15 protein-coding genes are annotated in these 16,544 nt (G+C 74.4%); 11 read left to right on the top strand and 4 right to left on the bottom strand.

The window, feature by feature from the left end; genetic code table 11:
* Positions 1-203 precede the first annotated feature (203 nt).
* Positions 204-1,337, top strand: coding sequence for a Gfo/Idh/MocA family oxidoreductase (locus EMA09_RS24610; protein ID WP_240796550.1), 1,134 nt, complete (start codon positions 204-206; stop codon positions 1,335-1,337).
* 4 nt (positions 1,338-1,341) lie between these two features.
* Positions 1,342-2,283, top strand: a complete 942-nt coding sequence (locus tag EMA09_RS24605; RefSeq protein WP_129843152.1) for a sugar phosphate isomerase/epimerase — start codon at positions 1,342-1,344, stop codon at positions 2,281-2,283.
* Positions 2,284-2,355: 72 nt separating this feature from the next.
* On the opposite strand, the gene EMA09_RS24600 is transcribed toward EMA09_RS24605, so the two are convergent.
* On the bottom strand, positions 2,356-6,204 hold the full coding sequence (locus tag EMA09_RS24600; RefSeq protein ID WP_240796549.1) for a Pls/PosA family non-ribosomal peptide synthetase: 3,849 nt from the start codon (positions 6,202-6,204) through the stop codon (positions 2,356-2,358).
* Between the two features lie 424 nt (positions 6,205-6,628).
* A complete protein-coding gene (locus EMA09_RS24595; RefSeq protein ID WP_129843150.1) occupies positions 6,629-7,351 on the bottom strand; it encodes a FadR/GntR family transcriptional regulator in 723 nt (240 codons plus the stop codon).
* Positions 7,352-7,513: 162 nt separating this feature from the next.
* On the opposite strand from EMA09_RS24595, the gene EMA09_RS24590 reads away from it, so the two are divergent.
* Together EMA09_RS24590 and EMA09_RS24585 are read left to right on the top strand one after the other, a co-directional pair.
* A complete protein-coding gene (locus tag EMA09_RS24590) occupies positions 7,514-7,999 on the top strand; it encodes a gluconokinase (protein ID WP_129844235.1) in 486 nt (161 codons plus the stop codon).
* Positions 8,000-8,037: 38 nt separating this feature from the next.
* The gene (locus tag EMA09_RS24585; RefSeq protein ID WP_129843149.1) at positions 8,038-9,438 is read left to right on the top strand and encodes a gluconate:H+ symporter; all 1,401 of its coding nucleotides are present in this window, start codon (positions 8,038-8,040) and stop codon (positions 9,436-9,438) included.
* Positions 9,439-9,509: 71 nt separating this feature from the next.
* On the opposite strand, the gene EMA09_RS24580 is transcribed toward EMA09_RS24585, so the two are convergent.
* Positions 9,510-10,310 (bottom strand): hydrolase, encoded by an 801-nt coding sequence (locus EMA09_RS24580; protein ID WP_240796548.1) that lies wholly within the window; start codon positions 10,308-10,310, stop codon positions 9,510-9,512.
* Between the two features lie 260 nt (positions 10,311-10,570).
* Here EMA09_RS24580 and EMA09_RS24575 point away from each other — a divergent pair, with 260 nt between their 5' ends.
* The 5 genes from EMA09_RS24575 (at position 10,571) to EMA09_RS24555 (ending at position 13,968) form a co-directional block, all read left to right on the top strand.
* On the top strand, positions 10,571-11,056 hold the full coding sequence (locus EMA09_RS24575; protein WP_129843148.1) for a hypothetical protein: 486 nt from the start codon (positions 10,571-10,573) through the stop codon (positions 11,054-11,056).
* Positions 11,057-11,105: 49 nt separating this feature from the next.
* Complete coding sequence (locus EMA09_RS24570; protein ID WP_129843147.1) at positions 11,106-12,896, top strand: gamma-glutamyltransferase; 1,791 nt, start codon at positions 11,106-11,108, stop codon at positions 12,894-12,896.
* 175 nt (positions 12,897-13,071) lie between these two features.
* Positions 13,072-13,287, top strand: a complete 216-nt coding sequence (locus EMA09_RS24565) for a hypothetical protein (protein ID WP_129843146.1) — start codon at positions 13,072-13,074, stop codon at positions 13,285-13,287.
* Entirely contained in the window at positions 13,268-13,480 is a 213-nt protein-coding gene (locus tag EMA09_RS24560; RefSeq protein ID WP_129843145.1) for a peptidoglycan-binding domain-containing protein, read from the top strand. The genes EMA09_RS24565 and EMA09_RS24560 overlap by 20 nt, the downstream gene beginning before the upstream one ends.
* Before the next feature lie 74 nt (positions 13,481-13,554).
* The gene (locus EMA09_RS24555) at positions 13,555-13,968 is read left to right on the top strand and encodes an SgcJ/EcaC family oxidoreductase (protein ID WP_240796547.1); all 414 of its coding nucleotides are present in this window, start codon (positions 13,555-13,557) and stop codon (positions 13,966-13,968) included.
* Between the two features lie 84 nt (positions 13,969-14,052).
* On the opposite strand, the gene EMA09_RS24550 is transcribed toward EMA09_RS24555, so the two are convergent.
* A complete protein-coding gene (locus tag EMA09_RS24550) occupies positions 14,053-14,790 on the bottom strand; it encodes a dienelactone hydrolase family protein (protein ID WP_129843143.1) in 738 nt (245 codons plus the stop codon).
* Between the two features lie 269 nt (positions 14,791-15,059).
* Here EMA09_RS24550 and EMA09_RS24545 point away from each other — a divergent pair, with 269 nt between their 5' ends.
* Positions 15,060-15,884 (top strand): inositol monophosphatase family protein, encoded by an 825-nt coding sequence (locus EMA09_RS24545; RefSeq protein WP_129843142.1) that lies wholly within the window; start codon positions 15,060-15,062, stop codon positions 15,882-15,884.
* 193 nt (positions 15,885-16,077) lie between these two features.
* The gene (locus EMA09_RS24540; protein WP_129843141.1) at positions 16,078-16,488 is read left to right on the top strand and encodes a hypothetical protein; all 411 of its coding nucleotides are present in this window, start codon (positions 16,078-16,080) and stop codon (positions 16,486-16,488) included.
* The last annotated feature ends 56 nt before the right edge of the window (positions 16,489-16,544 follow it).

Below are 16,544 nucleotides of genomic sequence, written 5' to 3'. Positions count from 1 at the left end.
CCGACACCGTAGCGGGGCGGCGCGGTCGGGCGCCGGGGAACGGGCTGGGCCGTCCGGGTGGTTCGGCCGCGGGACGGGTTGGGCGGCTCCGCCCGCAGCTCCGCGCAGTGCGGCACGTACGCTCGCGCGGGGACACCCGCCGCCCCGGCGCGCGCCCGGCGTGCGCGGGACGGGTGTGCCCCGAGAGAAAGGAGACACCGAACGTGACGACCCGTTCCGCACGGCCCCGCGTCGCGATCCTCGGCCTCGGCATGATCGGCGAGGTCCACCGGCGCGCGGCGCTGCTGGCCGGCGCCGAGGTGACCGGCGTGCTGGGCCGCGATCCCGGACGGACCCGCGCCACCGCCGACGCCTGGGGCGTGCCCACGGTCTACCGCAGCGTGGAGGAGGTCGCCGCCGGCGACGCCGACATCGTGCACGTCTGCACCCCGAACGCCACCCACGCCCCGTACGCCCTCGCCCTCCTCGCCGCCGGCGGCAAGCACGTCGTGTGCGAGAAGCCGCTCGGCACGACCGTCGCCGAGGCGGAGGCCATGGCGGAGGCGGCGCGCGGCACGGGCGTGGTGACGGCCGTCCCGTTCGTCTACCGCTACCACCCGGTGGTGCGGGAGATCAGGGCGCGGCGCCTCGCCGGCGACCTGGGGACGCCGTACGCGCTGCACGGCAGCTACCTGCAGGACTGGCTGCTGTCGCCCGGCGCGACGAGCTGGCGCGTCGACCCGGCGGCCGGCGGCGCGTCGCGCGCGTTCGCCGACATCGGGTCGCACTGGTTCGACCTGGTGGAGTGGGTGAGCGGCGAGCGGGTCGCCTCGCTGGTGGCCGACACGCGGATCGCGGTGCCCGAGCGGCCGGCCGGGTCGGTGGCGTCGTTCTCGGGCGACGCGCCGGCGGACGCGGGGCGGGTGGCCGTCACGACGGAGGACATGGCGCTCGTCATGGGCCGCACCGCGAACGGCGTCCCCGTGTCGGCGACGATCTCGCAGGTCGCCGCGGGCCGCAAGAACCGGCTGTGGTTCGAGCTGGACGGGTCGGGCGGCAGCGCCGTCTTCGACCAGGAGAACCCGGAGTCCGCCTGGTTCGGCACGGCCACCGGTGCCGAGATCTTCCTGCGCGACCCGGGCGCGGGCGCGGCCGAGCAGCGGCGTCTCGCGACCCTGCCGCCCGGTCACGCGCAGGGCTATGCGCAGTGCTTCGAGTCCTTCGTCGCGGACACGTACGCCGTGGTCCGGGGCGAGGAGCGCGAGGGGCTGCCCACCTTCGAGGACGGCCTGCGCGCCGCCCGTCTCACCGAGGCGGTGCTGCGGTCGGCCGTGGAACGCAACTGGACGGAGGTCTGACGACATGAAGCTGGGATTCCTCACCGCGTGCCTGCCTGCGTGGCCGCTGGAGCGCATCGCGGAGTTCGCGGCGGCGACGGGCTATCAGGCGCTGGAGGTCGCCGTGTGGCCGACGGTCGGGGGCCGGGCCTTCGAGGCCGGGCACCTGCCCGTCGCGACGTTCACGGAGGCCGACGCCGACGCGGCGCGCGCGCTGTTCGACCGGCACGGTCTCGAACTGAGCGCGTTCGCCTACTACGAGAACAACCTGCACCCCGACCCGGCGCGGCGGGGCGAGATCGCCGCGCACCTGCGGCACGCGATCGACGCGGCGGCGGCGCTGGACGTCCCGTGGGTGGGGACGTTCATCGGCCGTGACCCGTCGAAGTCGGTGGCCGAGAACCAGCGCGAGGCGGAGCGCGTCCTGCCGCCGCTGGTGGAGTACGCGGGCGAGCGCGGTGTCGGCATCATCATCGAGAACTGCGTGATGGAGGGCTGGCACCCGGACGGCTACCCGGGCAACATCGCGTACTCGCCGGAGCTGTGGGAGTGGATGTTCTCCCTCGGCCTGTACCTGAACTGGGACCCGTCGCACCTGATGTGGCTCGGGATCGACCCGGTGGAGACGATCCTCCCGTACGCCGACCGCATCGTGCACGCGCAGGCGAAGGACGTGGAGCTCGACCCGCGCGCGAGGAACCGTTTCGGCTTCTTCGGCACGGTCGACAAGGAGGGTGACCCGTGGCGCACCGGCTGGTGGCGCTACCGCATCCCGGGCCGTGGCCAGGTGGACTGGACGCGGGTCGTGGACCGGCTGCACGAGGCCGGCTTCGGCGGGGTGCTGTCCGTGGAGCACGAGGACCCGCTGTGGGGCGGTGACGACGCGCGGATCACGGAGGGCCTGCGCATCGCGCACGCGACGCTGCGGCCGCACATCGGCCCGGCGGACCTGCCGCCGCGCGGCTGACCCCGCTGCGGGCGCGCCCCGGACCCCCGCGGTGGGGTCCGGGGCGCGCCGCGTTCCGTATGTGGCAGGGCCTCAGCGGGCGTCAGGGTGCACGGGGTTGCCCTGCCAGCGGGTGCCGGCGGGGAGGTGCTCGGCGGCCATGACGAGGGACGCGGGCCCGGCGGACGCGCCCGCGCCGATCCGGCCGCCGGGCAGGACGATGCCGTGCGGGCCGAGGGCGCCGCCCGTGTCGACGGTGACGGTGTCCAGGCGCATCACGCGGTCGTGGAAGAGGTGGGTCTGCAGGACGCAGCCGCGTCCGACGGCGGTGTCGTCGCCGAGGCGGACGAGGTCGGGTTCCGGGAGCCAGTGAGTCTCGCACCAGACGCGGCGGCCGACGCGCGCCCCGAGGGTGCGCAGCCACGCGGTGAGCAGGGGCGTGCCGAGGGCGGGGCGTACGAACCAGGGGACGGCCAGCGTCTCGACGAACGTGTCGTACAGCTCGTCGCGCCACACGAACGCGCTCCACAGGGGGTGCCTGCCGGGCTCGAAACGGCCGGTCAGGAGCCATTTGGCGGCGGTGGTCACGGTGGCGGCGGCGAGTCCGGCGGCCGTCAGGACCGGGCCGCACAGGGCGGCGGCGAGTGCCGGGCCGCCGTGCTCCCAGGCGAGGAGCAGGGCGTAGGTGACGGTGAGGCGGATGGCCGCGTCGAGGACGACCGGGACGGTGCGGCAGAGTTCGACGGCGGCGCGGGCGGCCCGGAGGCGGGTGGTGGGGGCGTAGGTGCGGGACGGGTCGGTGGGTTCGGGGGTCCGCTGGAGCGGGAGCGGGGGGTTGCCCAGCCAGGACGAGCTGGCGGGTACGGCGGGCGGGGTGGTGGCGAGGACGCCGATCAGGGCGCGGGGCGCGACGCCGCGGTCCGGGCCGACGATGCCGGAGTTGCCGACGAACGCGCCGTCGCCGACCCGCGCGGTACCGAGGTGGACCCGGCCGCCGGGACGCAGGGCGTAGGGGGCCGCGAGGACGTTGTCCGCCAGGAACGCCCGGTCGCCGACGCGCAGCAGGGACGGGAGGGCGTGCACGGTGGACAGTTCCGTGTCGTGGCCGATGCGGGCGCCCAGGAGCCTGAACCAGAGGGGGGTGAGCAGGGAGGCGTAGAGGGGGAAGAGCGTCCTGCGGGAGATGTCCAGCAGCGCGTGCGTGAGCCAGGCCGCCCAGCCGGCCGCGCTGTCGGCGGGGTGGACGCCCGGGCGTACGAGGCGGCCGAGGAGACGGACGGTCAGCGCGAGCGCCAGGGCGTGTGCCGTGACGCCGAGGGCGACCAGGAGGGTGGCGCGCAGCGGCAGGGCGGCAGGGCCGCCGATGGGGACGGTGAGGACCAGGAGGACGGCCGGGGCGGCGGCGGTCCAGGTGAGGAGCGTCAGCAGGGCGGGGCTGAGGAGGCGGACCAGCGTCCAGCGGCGGGCGTACGGCCGTGGGGTGGCGGTCGGCGCGTGACGGGCGGGAACGCGGCCCGTGACGCAGGTGCCCGGCGGGACATCGGCGTGGGCGCCGACCCGGGCACCGGGCTGGAGGACGGCGCGGGCACCGATCCTCGCGCCGCGTCCGATGCGCAGGGGGCCGACGTGGAGGGCGTCGGTGTCGAGGCGGTGGCCCGCGAGGTCGGCCTCGGGTTCGATCACGCAGTCGTCGCCGAACGTGGCGAGGCCGGTGACGGGCGGCAGCGCGTGCAGGGCGACGCGGGCGCCGACCCGGCAGCCGAGGAGACGGGCGTACCAGATGGCGAGGGGCGTACCGGTGACGGGCGTGAGCGCGAGGGTGTCGGTGAGGCGTTCGGCCGCCCAGAGCCGGAGGTGCCGGTGCCCGGCGCGGGGGTGGGCGCCCGGGGTGATGCCGTGGCACAGGACGCGCGCGGCACCGGCGGCCAGGAGGACGCGTCCGGGGAGGGAGGACAGCAGCAGCCAGGCGGGGGCGAGTGCCCACCAGTCGAGGGTGGGCAGGATGCCGGGGTGGCCGGCGGCGGCCAGGACGTTCCCCGCGAGGACGAGCGTCAGGAGCCAGCGGACGCCGGTGGGGGTGTGCAGCAAGGGCTGTGCGGCGCACTGGAGGAGACGGGTGCCCCGGCCGGTCGTACGGGGGCGTTGCGGCGGGGGCGGTGCGGCGGGCGGGGCCTGCGGGGTGGTGAGCAGCGTGCGCAGGGCGGCCGGGGTGGAGTTGCGGTACAGGTCGGCGACGGAGAGGCGGGGGAAGCGCTCGCGGAGGGCGGACACGAGGCGGGCGGCGGCGACGCTCGTGCCGCCGAGGTCGAAGAAGTTGTCGTCGGGTCCCGGGCGGGTGCCGAGGACGTCCGTCCAGCGGTCGAGCAGCCAGGCGTCCGCGGGGTCGGGGGCGGGGTCGTGCGCGTCGTCGGCCGGGAGCGGCCAGGGCAGGGCGGCGCGGTCGGCCTTGCCGGAGGTGCGGACGGGGAGTTCCGGCAGGACGGCGAGGCGGGGCACCAGCGCGGCGGGGAGCCGTTCGCGCAGCAGCGCGAGGGCGGCGGCCCGGTCGAAGGACCCGCGGCCGGGGTCGGGGACGACGTATCCGACGAGGATGTCGACGCCCGCGGGGGTGCGGCGGACGGCGGCGAGGGCGGCGGCCACGCCGGGCAGGCCGCGCAGGGCCGCGTCGAGTTCGCCGAGTTCGACGCGGCGGCCGCCGATCTTCACCTGGTCGTCGGCGCGGCCGGCGAACTCCAGGCCTTCGGGCCGGGCGCGGACGAGGTCGCCGGTGCGGTAGGCGCGGGGCCGGCCGAGGGCGGGCAGCGGCGCGAAGCGTTCGGCGTCCAGGCGTGCGTCGAGGTAGCGGCCGAGGCCGACGCCGCCGATGACGAGTTCGCCGGTGCCGCCCGGGGCGACCGGCCGGCCCTGCGGGTCGAGGACGGCCAGCTCCCAGCCGTCGAGCGGCAGGCCGATGAGGACGGGTCGGCCGGGGCGCAGGCGCGCGGCGCAGGCGACGACGGTGGCCTCGGTGGGGCCGTAGGTGTTCCACACCTCGCGGCCGTCGCGGGCGAAGCGGTGGACGACCTCGGGCGGGCACGGCTCGCCGCCGAGGATGAGCAGCCTGACGCCCGCCAGGGCCTCCCGCGGCCACAGCAGGGCGAGCGTCGGGACGGTCGAGACGACGGTGATGCCGCGCTCGGCGAGCCAGGGGCCGAGGTCGGCGCCGCCGCGCACGAGGGAGCGGGGCGCGGGGACGAGGCACGCGCCGTGGCGCCAGGCGAGCCACATCTCCTCGCAGGACGCGTCGAACGCCACCGAGAGTCCGGCGAGCACCCGGTCACCGGGGCCGAGGGGCGCGTCGGGCAGGAAGAGGCGGGCCTCGGCGTCGGCGAACGCGGCGGCGGCGCGGTGGGTGACGGCCACGCCCTTCGGCCTGCCGGTCGACCCGGACGTGAAGATGATCCACGCGTCGTCGGCGGGCGTGGGCGGCCCCTGGCGCCGGGCGGGCGTGCCGCCGGGGGTCGTGCGGATCAGGTGCTCGCCGGGGTGCCCGTCCTCGTCGTGGACGACGGCGTGGACGCGGGCCTCCGTCCAGACGAGCCGGGCGCGTTCGGCCGGATCGTCGGCGTCCACCGGGACGTAGGCGGCGCCGGAGGCGAGGACGCCGAGGATCGCGGTGTACAGACCGGCCGTGCCGGAGGCGACGCGGACACCGACGCGGTCCCCCGGCCCGATCCCGGCGGCGCGCAGCCGGCCGGCGAGGCGGCGGGCGGCGGTGTCGAGCGCGCGGTAGGTGAGCGGCCCGCCGGGACCGCCGTCGTCGAGGGCGGGCGCGTCGGGACTGTGCAGCAGGGAGTGACGGAAGACGTCGAGGAGGGTACGGGGCGGCGCCGCGGGTCCTGAGACGTACTGCGGCGCGGCCGGGCGCCCGAGGGGGACACCGGCGGAGAGATCGACTGACACGGCATGCCTTTCGCCCGCCATGGGCGGCGGTCGTCGCGGAACGGTGACAAACGCGGCACACGCTAGAAGGGAATTCTGTGAATTCCCTGAGAAAGTGTCGGTCCGATGATATGCCGAATTAACACTCCTCGGTTGTCGCTCAACTCGATTTCCATGAGCGGCAAGATCCCGTCGGGTGAACACATGCGCCGGATGTCGGTAGCCACTGGCATATACCTGCAGGTCGGGTCGGCGCCGGGAGGCCGATGCGAGGCGCGCCCACGCTGCGCGTGCACCGTTAATGGAATGTCGCCCTTATCGGTGGAACAACAGGGCGGCGGGAGAACACCCCGCACGCCGCAGCCGACCGGGAAGGCCGAATACTTCCGCTCATAGAACGCCCATACGACCCACGGTCGAATCCGAACGGCGTCGGCGGCGGGCGTCAGGGGGTGAGGATGTCCAGTTCGCGCAGTGCTCCCTCGGTGATGTCGCGGGTGAGGCGTTCGGCCGCCGTCGGGTCGCCCGTGCGGATCGCTTCGGCGAGGCGGACGTGGAGGGTGACCGCCGCCGGGTCGGGGGCGTCGAACATCACGTGGTGCCGCGTGCGCGCCGTGAGCACCTCGCGGACCACGCCGTCGAGGCGGGCGAACATCTCGTTCCCCGACGCCCGCAGCACGGCGCGGTGGAACGCCACGTCGTGCACCAGGTACTCCTCCAGGTCGCCGCCGCGCGCCGCCGCCACCATGTCCATCGCGTGCCGCGTCACCGCGGCGCACTCCTCGGGCGTCGCCACGGACGCCGCCAGGCCGGCGGCCACCGGCTCGATCGCCGACCGGAGTGTCGTGAGGGAGCGCAGTTGCCTCGGCCGGTCGGCACCCGCCATGCGCCACCTGATCACCCGCGGCGCGAAGACGTCCCACTCCTCCCTGGGCAGCACCGTCACGCCGACCCGCCGCCGGGAACGCACCAGGTGCAGGGACTCCAGGACGCGGACGGCCTCCCGGACGACCGTGCGCGAGACACCGAACCGCTCCGCCAGCTCGTCCGTGCGCAGGACACTGCCCGGCGGGTGTTCGCCGGCGGCGATCGCCGGGCCGAGCGCGTCGAGCAGGCGGGCGTGCAGGCCGGCCGGGCCGTCTCCGCCGTCGTCCGTGTCGTTCACCATGGGAGCATTATGTATGACGATTCGGCCACATACTCTTGATTACGTCGTACTCATGTCGTTGAGTGTGGCTTGTCGCCGTCCGCCCACCCCCGGGCGGCCGGAGAACCGGACAAAGGAGTGAGCGCGGTGGCAAAGGAGCACGACGCGCCGGTGGTCGTCGTCATGGGAGTGTCCGGTTCGGGCAAGTCGACCGTGGGCGCGCTGCTCGCGGAACGGCTGGGCGTCCCCTACGCCGAGGCGGACGACTTCCATTCCCCCGGGAACATCGCCAAGATGTCGGCCGGCACTCCGCTGACCGACGAGGACCGCGCCCCCTGGCTCGACGCCATCGGCGCCTGGGCCGCCGAGCGCACCGGACACGGCGGCGGCGTCGTGAGCTGTTCCGCCCTGAAGCGGGCCTACCGCGACCGGCTGCGGGCCGCCGCGCCCGAGCTGCTGTTCATCCACCTCGACGGCAGCCGCGAGCTGATCGCCTCCCGGATGGCCCGCCGCACCGACCACTTCATGCCCACCACCCTCCTCGACTCGCAGCTCGCCGCGCTCGAACCCCTCGACGCGTCCGAGCGGGGCACGCGGGTCGCCATCGACACCGACGCGCCACGGATCGCCGACCGGGCGGCCGACGCCGTGCACCGCCTGGCTTCCTGATCCCCTCCTCCCCCACACCCCCCACCTGGAGTCCCCCCATGCCGCTCCTCGATGACGAGGTGCCGGCGGTCGCCCTGGCCGCCGAGCCGATCACGTCCGCCGGGCACGGTCAGCTCGCCATAGCCGTGCTCGTCGGCATAGCCGTGCTCGTCCTGCTCATCACCCGCTTCAAGCTCCACGCGTTCCTCGCGCTGACGATCGGCTCGCTCGTGCTGGGCGCGGCGGCGGGGGCGCCCCTGGACAAGGTCATCGACAGCTTCAGCGGCGGGCTCGGCAGCACCGTCGCGGGCGTCGGCGTGCTCATCGCCCTGGGCGCCATCCTGGGGAAGCTGCTGGCCGACTCGGGCGGCGCCGACCGCATCGTCGACACGATCCTCGCCCGCGCCACCGCCCGCACCATGCCGTGGGCGATGGTGCTGATCGCGGGCGTGATCGGGCTCCCCCTGTTCTTCGAGATCGGGATCGTCCTGCTCATCCCGGTCGTCCTGCTGGTCGCGCGGCGCGGCGGCCAGTCGCCGGTGCTGATCGGTGTGCCGGCCCTGGCGGGCCTGTCCGTGATGCACGGCCTCGTGCCGCCGCACCCCGGGCCGCTCGCGGCGATCGACGCCGTGGACGCGGACCTGGGCATCACGCTGGCGCTCGGTGTGCTCGTCGCCATCCCGACCGCGATCGTCGCCGGGCCGCTGTTCGCCCGTTACGCGGCCCGCTGGGTGGATGTCGCGCCGCCCGCCGACCGCGCCGACGAGCGGACCGCCGTCGCGCCGGAGCGGCGCCCCGCGTTCGGGCCGACCGTGGCGACCGTCCTGCTGCCCGTCGTCCTCATGCTGATCAAGTCGCTGGTGGACATCGTCGTGGACGACCCCGACAGCGGGGTGCAGCGCGTGGCGGACGTGATCGGCGATCCGCTGATCGCGCTGCTCGCGGCGGTGATCGTCGGGCTGTTCACGCTCGGGCGGGCCGCCGGGTTCCGGCGCGAGCGGCTGTCCGGGGCCGTGGAGAGCGCGCTCGGGCCGATCGCCGGCATCCTGCTGATCGTCGGCGCGGGCGGCGGCTTCAAACAGGTCCTCATCGATGCCGGTGTCGGCGACATGATCCTCGACATCTCCGAGGACTGGAACATCTCGGCGCTGCTGCTGGCCTGGCTCATCGCGGTCGGCATCCGGCTGGCGACCGGCTCGGCCACCGTGGCGACGATCTCGGCGGCGGGCCTCGCGGCACCGCTGGCGGCCGACATGTCGACCGCGCACGTGTCGCTGTTGGTCCTCGCGATCGGCGCCGGCTCGATCTTCTTCAGCCATGTGAACGACGCCGGCTTCTGGCTGGTGAAGGAGTACTTCGGCATGTCGGTGGGCCAGACCGTGAAGTCGTGGTCCGTGATGGAGACGATCATCTCCGTGACCGGCCTGGTCCTGGTGCTGCTGCTGTCGCTGATCATCTGACGCGCCGCCCCGTGGCCCCGGGACGTTCCACGACGGACGTCCCGGGGCCGTTGCGCGCGCGGACGCGCGGCTCAGCAGCCGGTGCGGGTGGTGCCGACGGCGATGTCGTCGTACCAGAGGGTGTCGGTGCCCTGGCCGTAGCTCTCCCAGCCGAGGCGCAGGTCGGTGAGGTCGGGGCGCCAGGTGCGGTTCAGCCACTGGCCGTCGATGTCGTGGGTGGGCGTGCCGTCGACGGTGAGGCCGGTGACGGCCGTTCCGTCGACCCAGGTGTCGAGGAGCCCGGCCGACGCGTCGACGTGGAACTCGACGCACGACCACGTGTCCGTGGGCAGCGGCACGCTGAGCGCGACGCCTGCCGGGCTCTGTTCGGGCAGGGTCGCGTCGTCGGACTCGCGGTTCCACTGGAGCATGCCGTTCTGGCCGCCCATGCGCAGGTCGCGGGACTGGTCGGCGGCGTCCTCCATGGCGAGGAACGTGACGTGCTGCGTCGGCAGGTCGGTGGTGTGCCGGACCCAGAACCGCACGTACAGGTCGGAAGCCGCGGGCACGTCGTCGAGGTCGGTGCCGACGAAGACGTGGTTGCAGTAGCCGAGTCCGCCGTCGACGCGGACGGACCGGGTTCCGTCGTGGGCCACCGCGCTGTCGATGGCCGCCGTGCCGGTGCCGGAGCAGTCGGGGAACTCCGTGGCCCAGCGGCCGGCCGGCTGGGTGCCGGTCTGGGACTCGAAGTCCTCGCAGAAGCCGTCGGCCGTGCAGGCGGCCGTCGGGGCGGCGGACGCCGAGGCGGCGGCCCCGGCGGCGACGAGCGCGAGCGCGGCGGTGAGCGCGGCGGGGACGCGCCAGGAGCGGGGCAGTGCGCGGGAAGGATGCATGGGGGTTTCCTCCAGCTTGGGTGTGGGGGCCTCGGTGGCTCTCCCAGCCGACCATGGGAGCGCTCCCACACAGGAGGCTAGACCTCCCTCCGCCACGACGGCCAGACCGCCGCGCGTACATGTCACACGCCACGGCGGCGTACGCCCGCCCGTCTGCCACCCGACACCCGCACGTCCCTCGTCATCGGCGCACGGATGCGGCAGGATCGTTTTCCCCCACACCGTCCGACCATCCGCAGCGCGTCATGTGAGGGGATCGCATGCCGAGTTCCGAGCCGACCGCACCCGCGGCACGCCCCGCCCGGCCGGGCCTGCGGAGGAGCATCCTGACGCACGGCGCGGTCGGGGTCCTCTGCCTCGCCGTCGGCGCGGCCATCGGCGTGCCCGGCGGGACGGAGGACGGCGGGGGCGCCGCCGAACAGTCGCTCACCGCGGGGGCGTGGACGGCCCCGGCCCCCGCGGCGGCCGAGGAGACGCCGGAGCCGGCCGGCGAACCGGCGGACTCGGGCGCGTCGTTCGGCCCCGGCGTCTACCTCGTCGGCGAGGACATCGCCCCCGGCGAGTACCGGACCGCAGGCCCGGCCGCCGGCGTTCTCGCGCCCCTGTGCCGGTGGACCCTCACGAGCGATCCCGGCGGCGGCTTCGACGCGGTCCTCGCCAACGGCATGCCGGACGGCCCGGCCCGCGTCACCGTCGCCGAGGGTGCGTACTTCGAGACGAGCGGCTGCGCCTGGGAACCGGCCTGACCTGCGCCGCCCATCGCCCAGCTCGTACGAAAGACGTATGATCCGGCGCATGTTCACCACCCGTCCCACGCTCCAGGGCACGTTCGGCATGGTCTCCAGCACGCACTGGCTGGCGTCCCAGTCCGCCATGGCGGAGCTGGAGCGGGGCGGCAACGCCTTCGACGCCGCTGTGGCCGCCGCGTTCGTGCTGCATGTCGTCGAGCCGCACCTCAACGGCCCGGCGGGCGACGCGCCGATCATCCTCGCGCCCGCCGGCGGCCCGGTCCGGGTGCTGTGCGGGCAGGGTCCCGCCCCGGCGGGCGCGACCATCGCGCACTACCGGGGCCTCGGCCTCGACCTGGTGCCCGGCACCGGGCCGCTCGCCGCCGTCGTCCCCGGGGCGTTCGACGCGTGGCTCGTGCTGCTGCGGGACCACGGCACGCGCGGCCTCGCCGACGTGCTGGACCACGCCATCGGTTACGCCGAGGGCGGCCACCCCGTCGTGGAGCGCGTCGGGGCGACCGTGGAGAGCGTGCGGGAACTGTTCACCGAGGAGTGGACGTCGTCCGCCGAGGTGTACCTGCCGGGCGGCAGGTCGCCCGCGCCGGGCGAGCTGTTCCGCAACCCGGACCTGGCCGCGACCTGGCGGCGGCTCCTCGCGGAGGCGTCGGCCGCCGGCGGCGGGTCGCGGGAGGCCGTGATCGACGCGGCGCGGCGCGTGTGGCGCGAGGGGTTCATCGGCGAGGCGCTGGCGGCGCACGCGGCGCGGCCCGCGATGGACTCCTCCGGGCGGCGGCACGCGGGCGTCCTGACCGGCGACGACCTGGCGGGCTGGTCCGCCGCCTACGAGGACCCGCTGCTGTACGAGTGGCGGGGCTGGACGATCGCGAAGGCCGGGCCGTGGACGCAGGGCCCGGCGCTGCCGCAGCAGTTGGCGCTGCTCGACGACGGGATCGACGCCGCGTCGTACGGCTCCCCCGACTACGTGCACACCCTGGTCGAGGGCAGCAAGCTCGCCATGGCGGACCGGGAGGCGTGGTACGGGGACGCGGCGGACGTGCCGCTGGACGACCTGCTGTCACCCGCGTACAACGACGCGCGGCGCGCGCTGATCGGCGAGCGGGCCTCGTTCGAGCTGCGTCCCGGCAGCCCCGGCGGCCGTACGCCCCGGCTGGCCGCGTACGTGCGGGACGGCGTGCCGGGCGTTCCGGCGGCGCCGGGTTCCGGCGAGCCGACCGTGGCGCGCACGGGCGAGACGCGCGGCGACACGTGCCATGTGGACGTGGTGGACCGCTGGGGGAACATGGTGTCCGCCACGCCCAGCGGCGGCTGGCTCCAGTCCAGCCCGGTGGTGCCCGGTCTCGGGTTCCCCCTCGGGTCGCGGCTGCAGATGACGTGGCTGGAGGAGGGCCTGCCGTCGTCGCTGACGCCGGGGCGGCGCCCCCGCACCACGCTCAGCCCGTCGCTGGCGCTGCGCGGCGGGGAGCCGGTGCTGGCGTTCGGCACGCCGGGCGGGGACCAGCAGGACCAGTGGCAGACGCATTTCTTCCTGGCGGTGACGCTGCGCCCGGAGGTGCGCGGCGGTCTCGACCTGCAGGGCGCGATCGACGCGCCGAACTGGCACCAGGACTCCTTCCCCAGCTCGTTCTACCCGCGCGCCACGGTGCCGGGCAGCGTGACGGTGGAGTCGCGCGTCGGCGAGGACACCGTCGCGGAGCTGCGGCGGCGCGGGCACCTCGTGACCGTCGGCGATCCGTGGTCGGAGGGCCGGCTGTGCGCGGTGGCGCGTGACCCGGAGACGGGCCGCCTGTCGGCGGCGGCGAACCCGCGCGGCATGCAGGGGTACGCCGTCGGCCGGTGACCGCCGGCGGGGCAGGTGAGGAAAGCGCCGTGGAAGCGGCCTTCGCCAGGATGGTCCCGACAGCCCGCCCGGGGTGGCGCGTGGGGGTTCCGGTACCGGCGCGGGACTCGGGGCGGGGACGCGGCGGGGGACGGCCTCGATGCCCGGACCCGGCCACGACCGTGGAGGTCGTCCCATGCGGTGGGGAACGAAGTTCGGTGTGGCGGCGGGTGTGTGCGTCCTGCTCCTGTCCGGCCTGACGGCGACGTCGTCGGCGGCCACCGACGCGAGCGCGCAGGCGTACGCGTGTTACGTCAAGACCCGCGCCGGCACAGGCAAGTACTACGCCGGGTACTACAGCGGCGAGAGCGTCACGCCGAGGTTCGTCGTCGGTGACGGACGCGGACCTTGAGGCGCAGTGCCTGCTGCGCCACAGGGGGTTCAACACGGGGACGGTCGACGGGATCTTCGGCAGCAACTCGCAGGCCGCCGCGCGGCTGTTCCAGGCCACGGTCAACAAGCTCTGCGGCAGGCAGGTCCTGGAGACCGACGGCATCGTCGGGCCGAGGACGTGGCCCTACCTGCGTCGGGTGACCATCTGCTGACCGGGGCGTTCCGGGCCGGACCGCCGTCCCGGCCACTTGACTTCAAGGACCCTTGAGGTTCCATGATCGACCGCATGGACACGACGCGAGAGACGGACGAGGCCGCCGAGATCGAGGCGATCGGGCAGGTCGTGGCGACACTGGAGCATTCGCAGCGGCACGAGCTGCCGGACGAGTTCGTCGGCCTGTTCCGTGACGACGCGATCTGGACGACGGGGCACGGCAAGCGCCTGTTCGGCCGCGCGGCGATCTCGGAGTTCACGCACCGGGTGCTGCCGGGGGCGATGACGGACGGCACGGTGACGTACGAGGTCGAGTACGTCCTGTTCATCCGCCCGGACGTCGCCGCCGTCAAGGTCCGGGCACAGTACTGGACCTCGTCCGGCGAGCCGGACGGCAACCCGGGGACGCCCATGTACGTGATGGCTAAGGAGAACGGCCGGTGGCGTCTGGTCGCCTGCCAGAACACCGAGGTGATCGACGGCTGACGACGCGCCCGGGGTCCGACCGGCGGTGGAGCGGGGCGGCCACCGCTCCACCGCCGGTCGGGCAAGCCCGATCCGCCCGCTCGGTCAGTTGTTCCCGATCAGTGTGCGGTCGAGAAGGGGAAGCAGTCGCTCCCAGTGGCGCCGCAGGCCGGCGGGGTCGAAGGCGTCGGTGTCCGCCATGGTGAACCCGTGGACGGTGCCGGGGTAAATCTCGGACGTGTGGTCGATCTTCGCGGCGGCCAAGGCCCGGTTGAGTTGGCCGAAGGCTTCGGGTGTGAGGTCGCTCTCGGCGTGGCCGAAGTGGACCTGGGCGGTGATCGCGGCGAAGGCGTCCGGGCCGTCCGCGCTCACGGGGGCGTGGAAAGCGGCGAGGGCGGCCACCTTGCCGGGGTGGGCCGCGGCGGTCCGCATCGCGTAAAGGCCGCCTATGCAGTATCCGGTCACCGCGACCGGTCCGGTGGCGACCTCGGGCCGAGTGGTGAGGAATTCGAGGTAGGCGTCGGCGTCGCTCAGGACCCGTTCGGTGGTGTGCGCCTCGATCAGGGGCATCACCTGGGCCATGAGCGCGGGCCTGACGTCTTCTCCGATGTGCTCGGGAAGTTCGAGCACCGGCACCGGACCGTGCCGGTGGAAGAGGTTGGGGACGAGCACGTAGTACCCGTGCCCGGCCAGTTCGCGGGCCATCTCCCGCAGCACGGGCCGGATACCGAAACCGTCCGCGTACATCAGCACGCCCGGGTGCCGCCCGCCTCGGTCGGGGACGACGGCGAACGCGTCGGCCTGGCCGTCTGCGGTGGGGATGTGCAAGGTCTTGGTGAGCATGGGCTCTCCCGTCGTGGTCGATGTGTCGAGCTTGTGTTCAACACGACGGGGGCGGGGCACGCGCGGCGGCGCGGACTTCCCGATCGGACAGCGGACCGTCAGCGGCCCGTACGGCGCTCAGAAGAGCACCGGGTCACCGATCCGTGTGTGGCGCGATGCCGTCCCGGTTTTCATGACCGCGAGCCTATCCCACCGGGCGCAGGCCGGCGCCGGCATCCCGTGGGTGGGGGTGGCGGTTGTGGCGCTGAGCAGCGTGTTTCGATAGAGGCATGGTCGATGACAAGCTGCTGGAACGAGTCGAGGAGGCCGTGCGCACGGCTGCCGAGGCGGAGATCATGCCGCGCTGGCGGCGGCTGGCCGACGACGAGGTGGCGACCAAGAGCGGGCCGCACGATCCCGTGACGGTCGCCGACCGGGACGCGGAGCGGCGGCTCACCCGCGACCTGACGGCGCTGCTGCCCGGCTCGGTCGTCGTCGGCGAGGAGGCCGTGTCCGACGACCCGAGGCGGTACGCCGCGCTGGGCGGGGACGCGCCCGTGTGGGTCGTCGATCCCGTGGACGGCACGCGCCAGTTCGTACGGGGCGAGGCCGGCTTCGCGACGCTCGTCTCCCTGGTCGTGCGGGACGAGGTGATCGCGTCGTGGACGCTGGCCCCGGTGACCGGGCAGCTCGCCCACGCGCGGCGCGGTGAGGGCGCGTGGCTGGACGGTGAGCCGCTGCGGGCGGGTTCGCCCGAGCCGGGCAAGGTCCTGGAGGTGGCGTGTTCGCACCCGGACTTCACCACCGACGAGCAGAAGCGGGCGCTGTCGGCGCTGTGGACGGACGGCCTGGCGCAGCGCGCGTGCGGGGCGGCCGGGCTCGAGTACCTCGCCGTGGCGGCCGGGCGGGTGGACGCCCTGGCGTTCGACTGGCAGTTCGCGTGGGACCACACGGCCGGTCTGCTGCTGGTGTCGGAGGCCGGCGGCACGCACCGCACGCTGGACGGCGGGACGTTCCGCCCGTCGGGTGGGAACGCCCTGCCGTTCGCCGTCGCCCGCGACGAGGGGACGCTGCGGCGGGTGCGTTCCCTGCTCCTGGCCGGCAACGACGCCTGACCGCCGCGCGCCTTCGCGATTCGCCGTGGTTGAGAACTCAACCTGCTTGAACAGCAGGTGAATTCTTGATGTACCTCAAATTTTGCCGACGGCGTGCGCGAACCGTTCCTTCGTGCGAACGATCTCTCTAGGCTCCCGTCCCACGCGATCCGCCGGGTCGCGTCTGCCGACCAGAAGCTGGAGAAGCGAACACATGTGGAAGTTCTCGCGCAAGACGGCCCTCCGCGCTGGGGTCGTCGCCCTTGTGGCGGCCGTGACCCCGGTCCTCGCCTCGCCGTCCGCGCAGGCGATCACCTGGGACCACACGCTGCACACGGATGACGGGGACCCGGGCGGCAGGCTCCAGTTCGAGGCGTACGGCGACATCGTCCGGATCTGCGACATCGAGGCGGACGGCTGGGCCGTGGGGGTCCAGATCATCCGCAAGGTGGCCTGGGACAACTCCTACACGTTCCAGGTCGGTGGCAACGGCAACTGCGCCGAGCGCCGGGCCTCCCAGGGCTACCCGTTCGACATGACGGAGGGCCACCAGTACGAGTTCACGGTCTTCCTGGCGAAGGACGGCGGCCGGGCCTACCACGACGTCGCCACCTGGACGGCCTGATCCTGTCCGGCCGCGCCGCCGCATCGGTCGATGCGGCGGCGCGGCCGTGTCGGTCG

The sequence above is a fragment of the Streptomyces sp. RFCAC02 genome, assembly GCF_004193175.1.
Taxonomy (GTDB): Bacteria; Actinomycetota; Actinomycetes; order Streptomycetales; family Streptomycetaceae; genus Streptomyces.
This window is presented reverse-complemented; position numbering and strand designations above follow the sequence as displayed.

Excerpts from the sequence above, each read along its gene's own strand:
- EMA09_RS24595 (WP_129843150.1), bottom strand. The coding sequence starts at position 7,351 with ATGGTGAACGACACGGACGACGGCGGAGACGGCCCGGCCGGCCTGCAC.
- EMA09_RS24550 (WP_129843143.1), bottom strand. The coding sequence starts at position 14,790 with ATGCTCACCAAGACCTTGCACATCCCCACCGCAGACGGCCAGGCCGAC.
- EMA09_RS24585 (WP_129843149.1), top strand. The coding sequence starts at position 8,038 with ATGCCGCTCCTCGATGACGAGGTGCCGGCGGTCGCCCTGGCCGCCGAG.
- EMA09_RS24575 (WP_129843148.1), top strand. The coding sequence starts at position 10,571 with ATGCCGAGTTCCGAGCCGACCGCACCCGCGGCACGCCCCGCCCGGCCG.
- EMA09_RS24570 (WP_129843147.1), top strand. The coding sequence starts at position 11,106 with ATGTTCACCACCCGTCCCACGCTCCAGGGCACGTTCGGCATGGTCTCC.
- EMA09_RS24565 (WP_129843146.1), top strand. The coding sequence starts at position 13,072 with ATGCGGTGGGGAACGAAGTTCGGTGTGGCGGCGGGTGTGTGCGTCCTG.
- EMA09_RS24540 (WP_129843141.1), top strand. The coding sequence starts at position 16,078 with ATGTGGAAGTTCTCGCGCAAGACGGCCCTCCGCGCTGGGGTCGTCGCC.
- EMA09_RS24555 (WP_240796547.1), top strand. The coding sequence starts at position 13,555 with ATGGACACGACGCGAGAGACGGACGAGGCCGCCGAGATCGAGGCGATC.
- EMA09_RS24605 (WP_129843152.1), top strand. The coding sequence starts at position 1,342 with ATGAAGCTGGGATTCCTCACCGCGTGCCTGCCTGCGTGGCCGCTGGAG.
- EMA09_RS24580 (WP_240796548.1), bottom strand. The coding sequence starts at position 10,310 with ATGCATCCTTCCCGCGCACTGCCCCGCTCCTGGCGCGTCCCCGCCGCG.
- EMA09_RS24590 (WP_129844235.1), top strand. The coding sequence starts at position 7,514 with ATGGGAGTGTCCGGTTCGGGCAAGTCGACCGTGGGCGCGCTGCTCGCG.
- EMA09_RS24545 (WP_129843142.1), top strand. The coding sequence starts at position 15,060 with ATGGTCGATGACAAGCTGCTGGAACGAGTCGAGGAGGCCGTGCGCACG.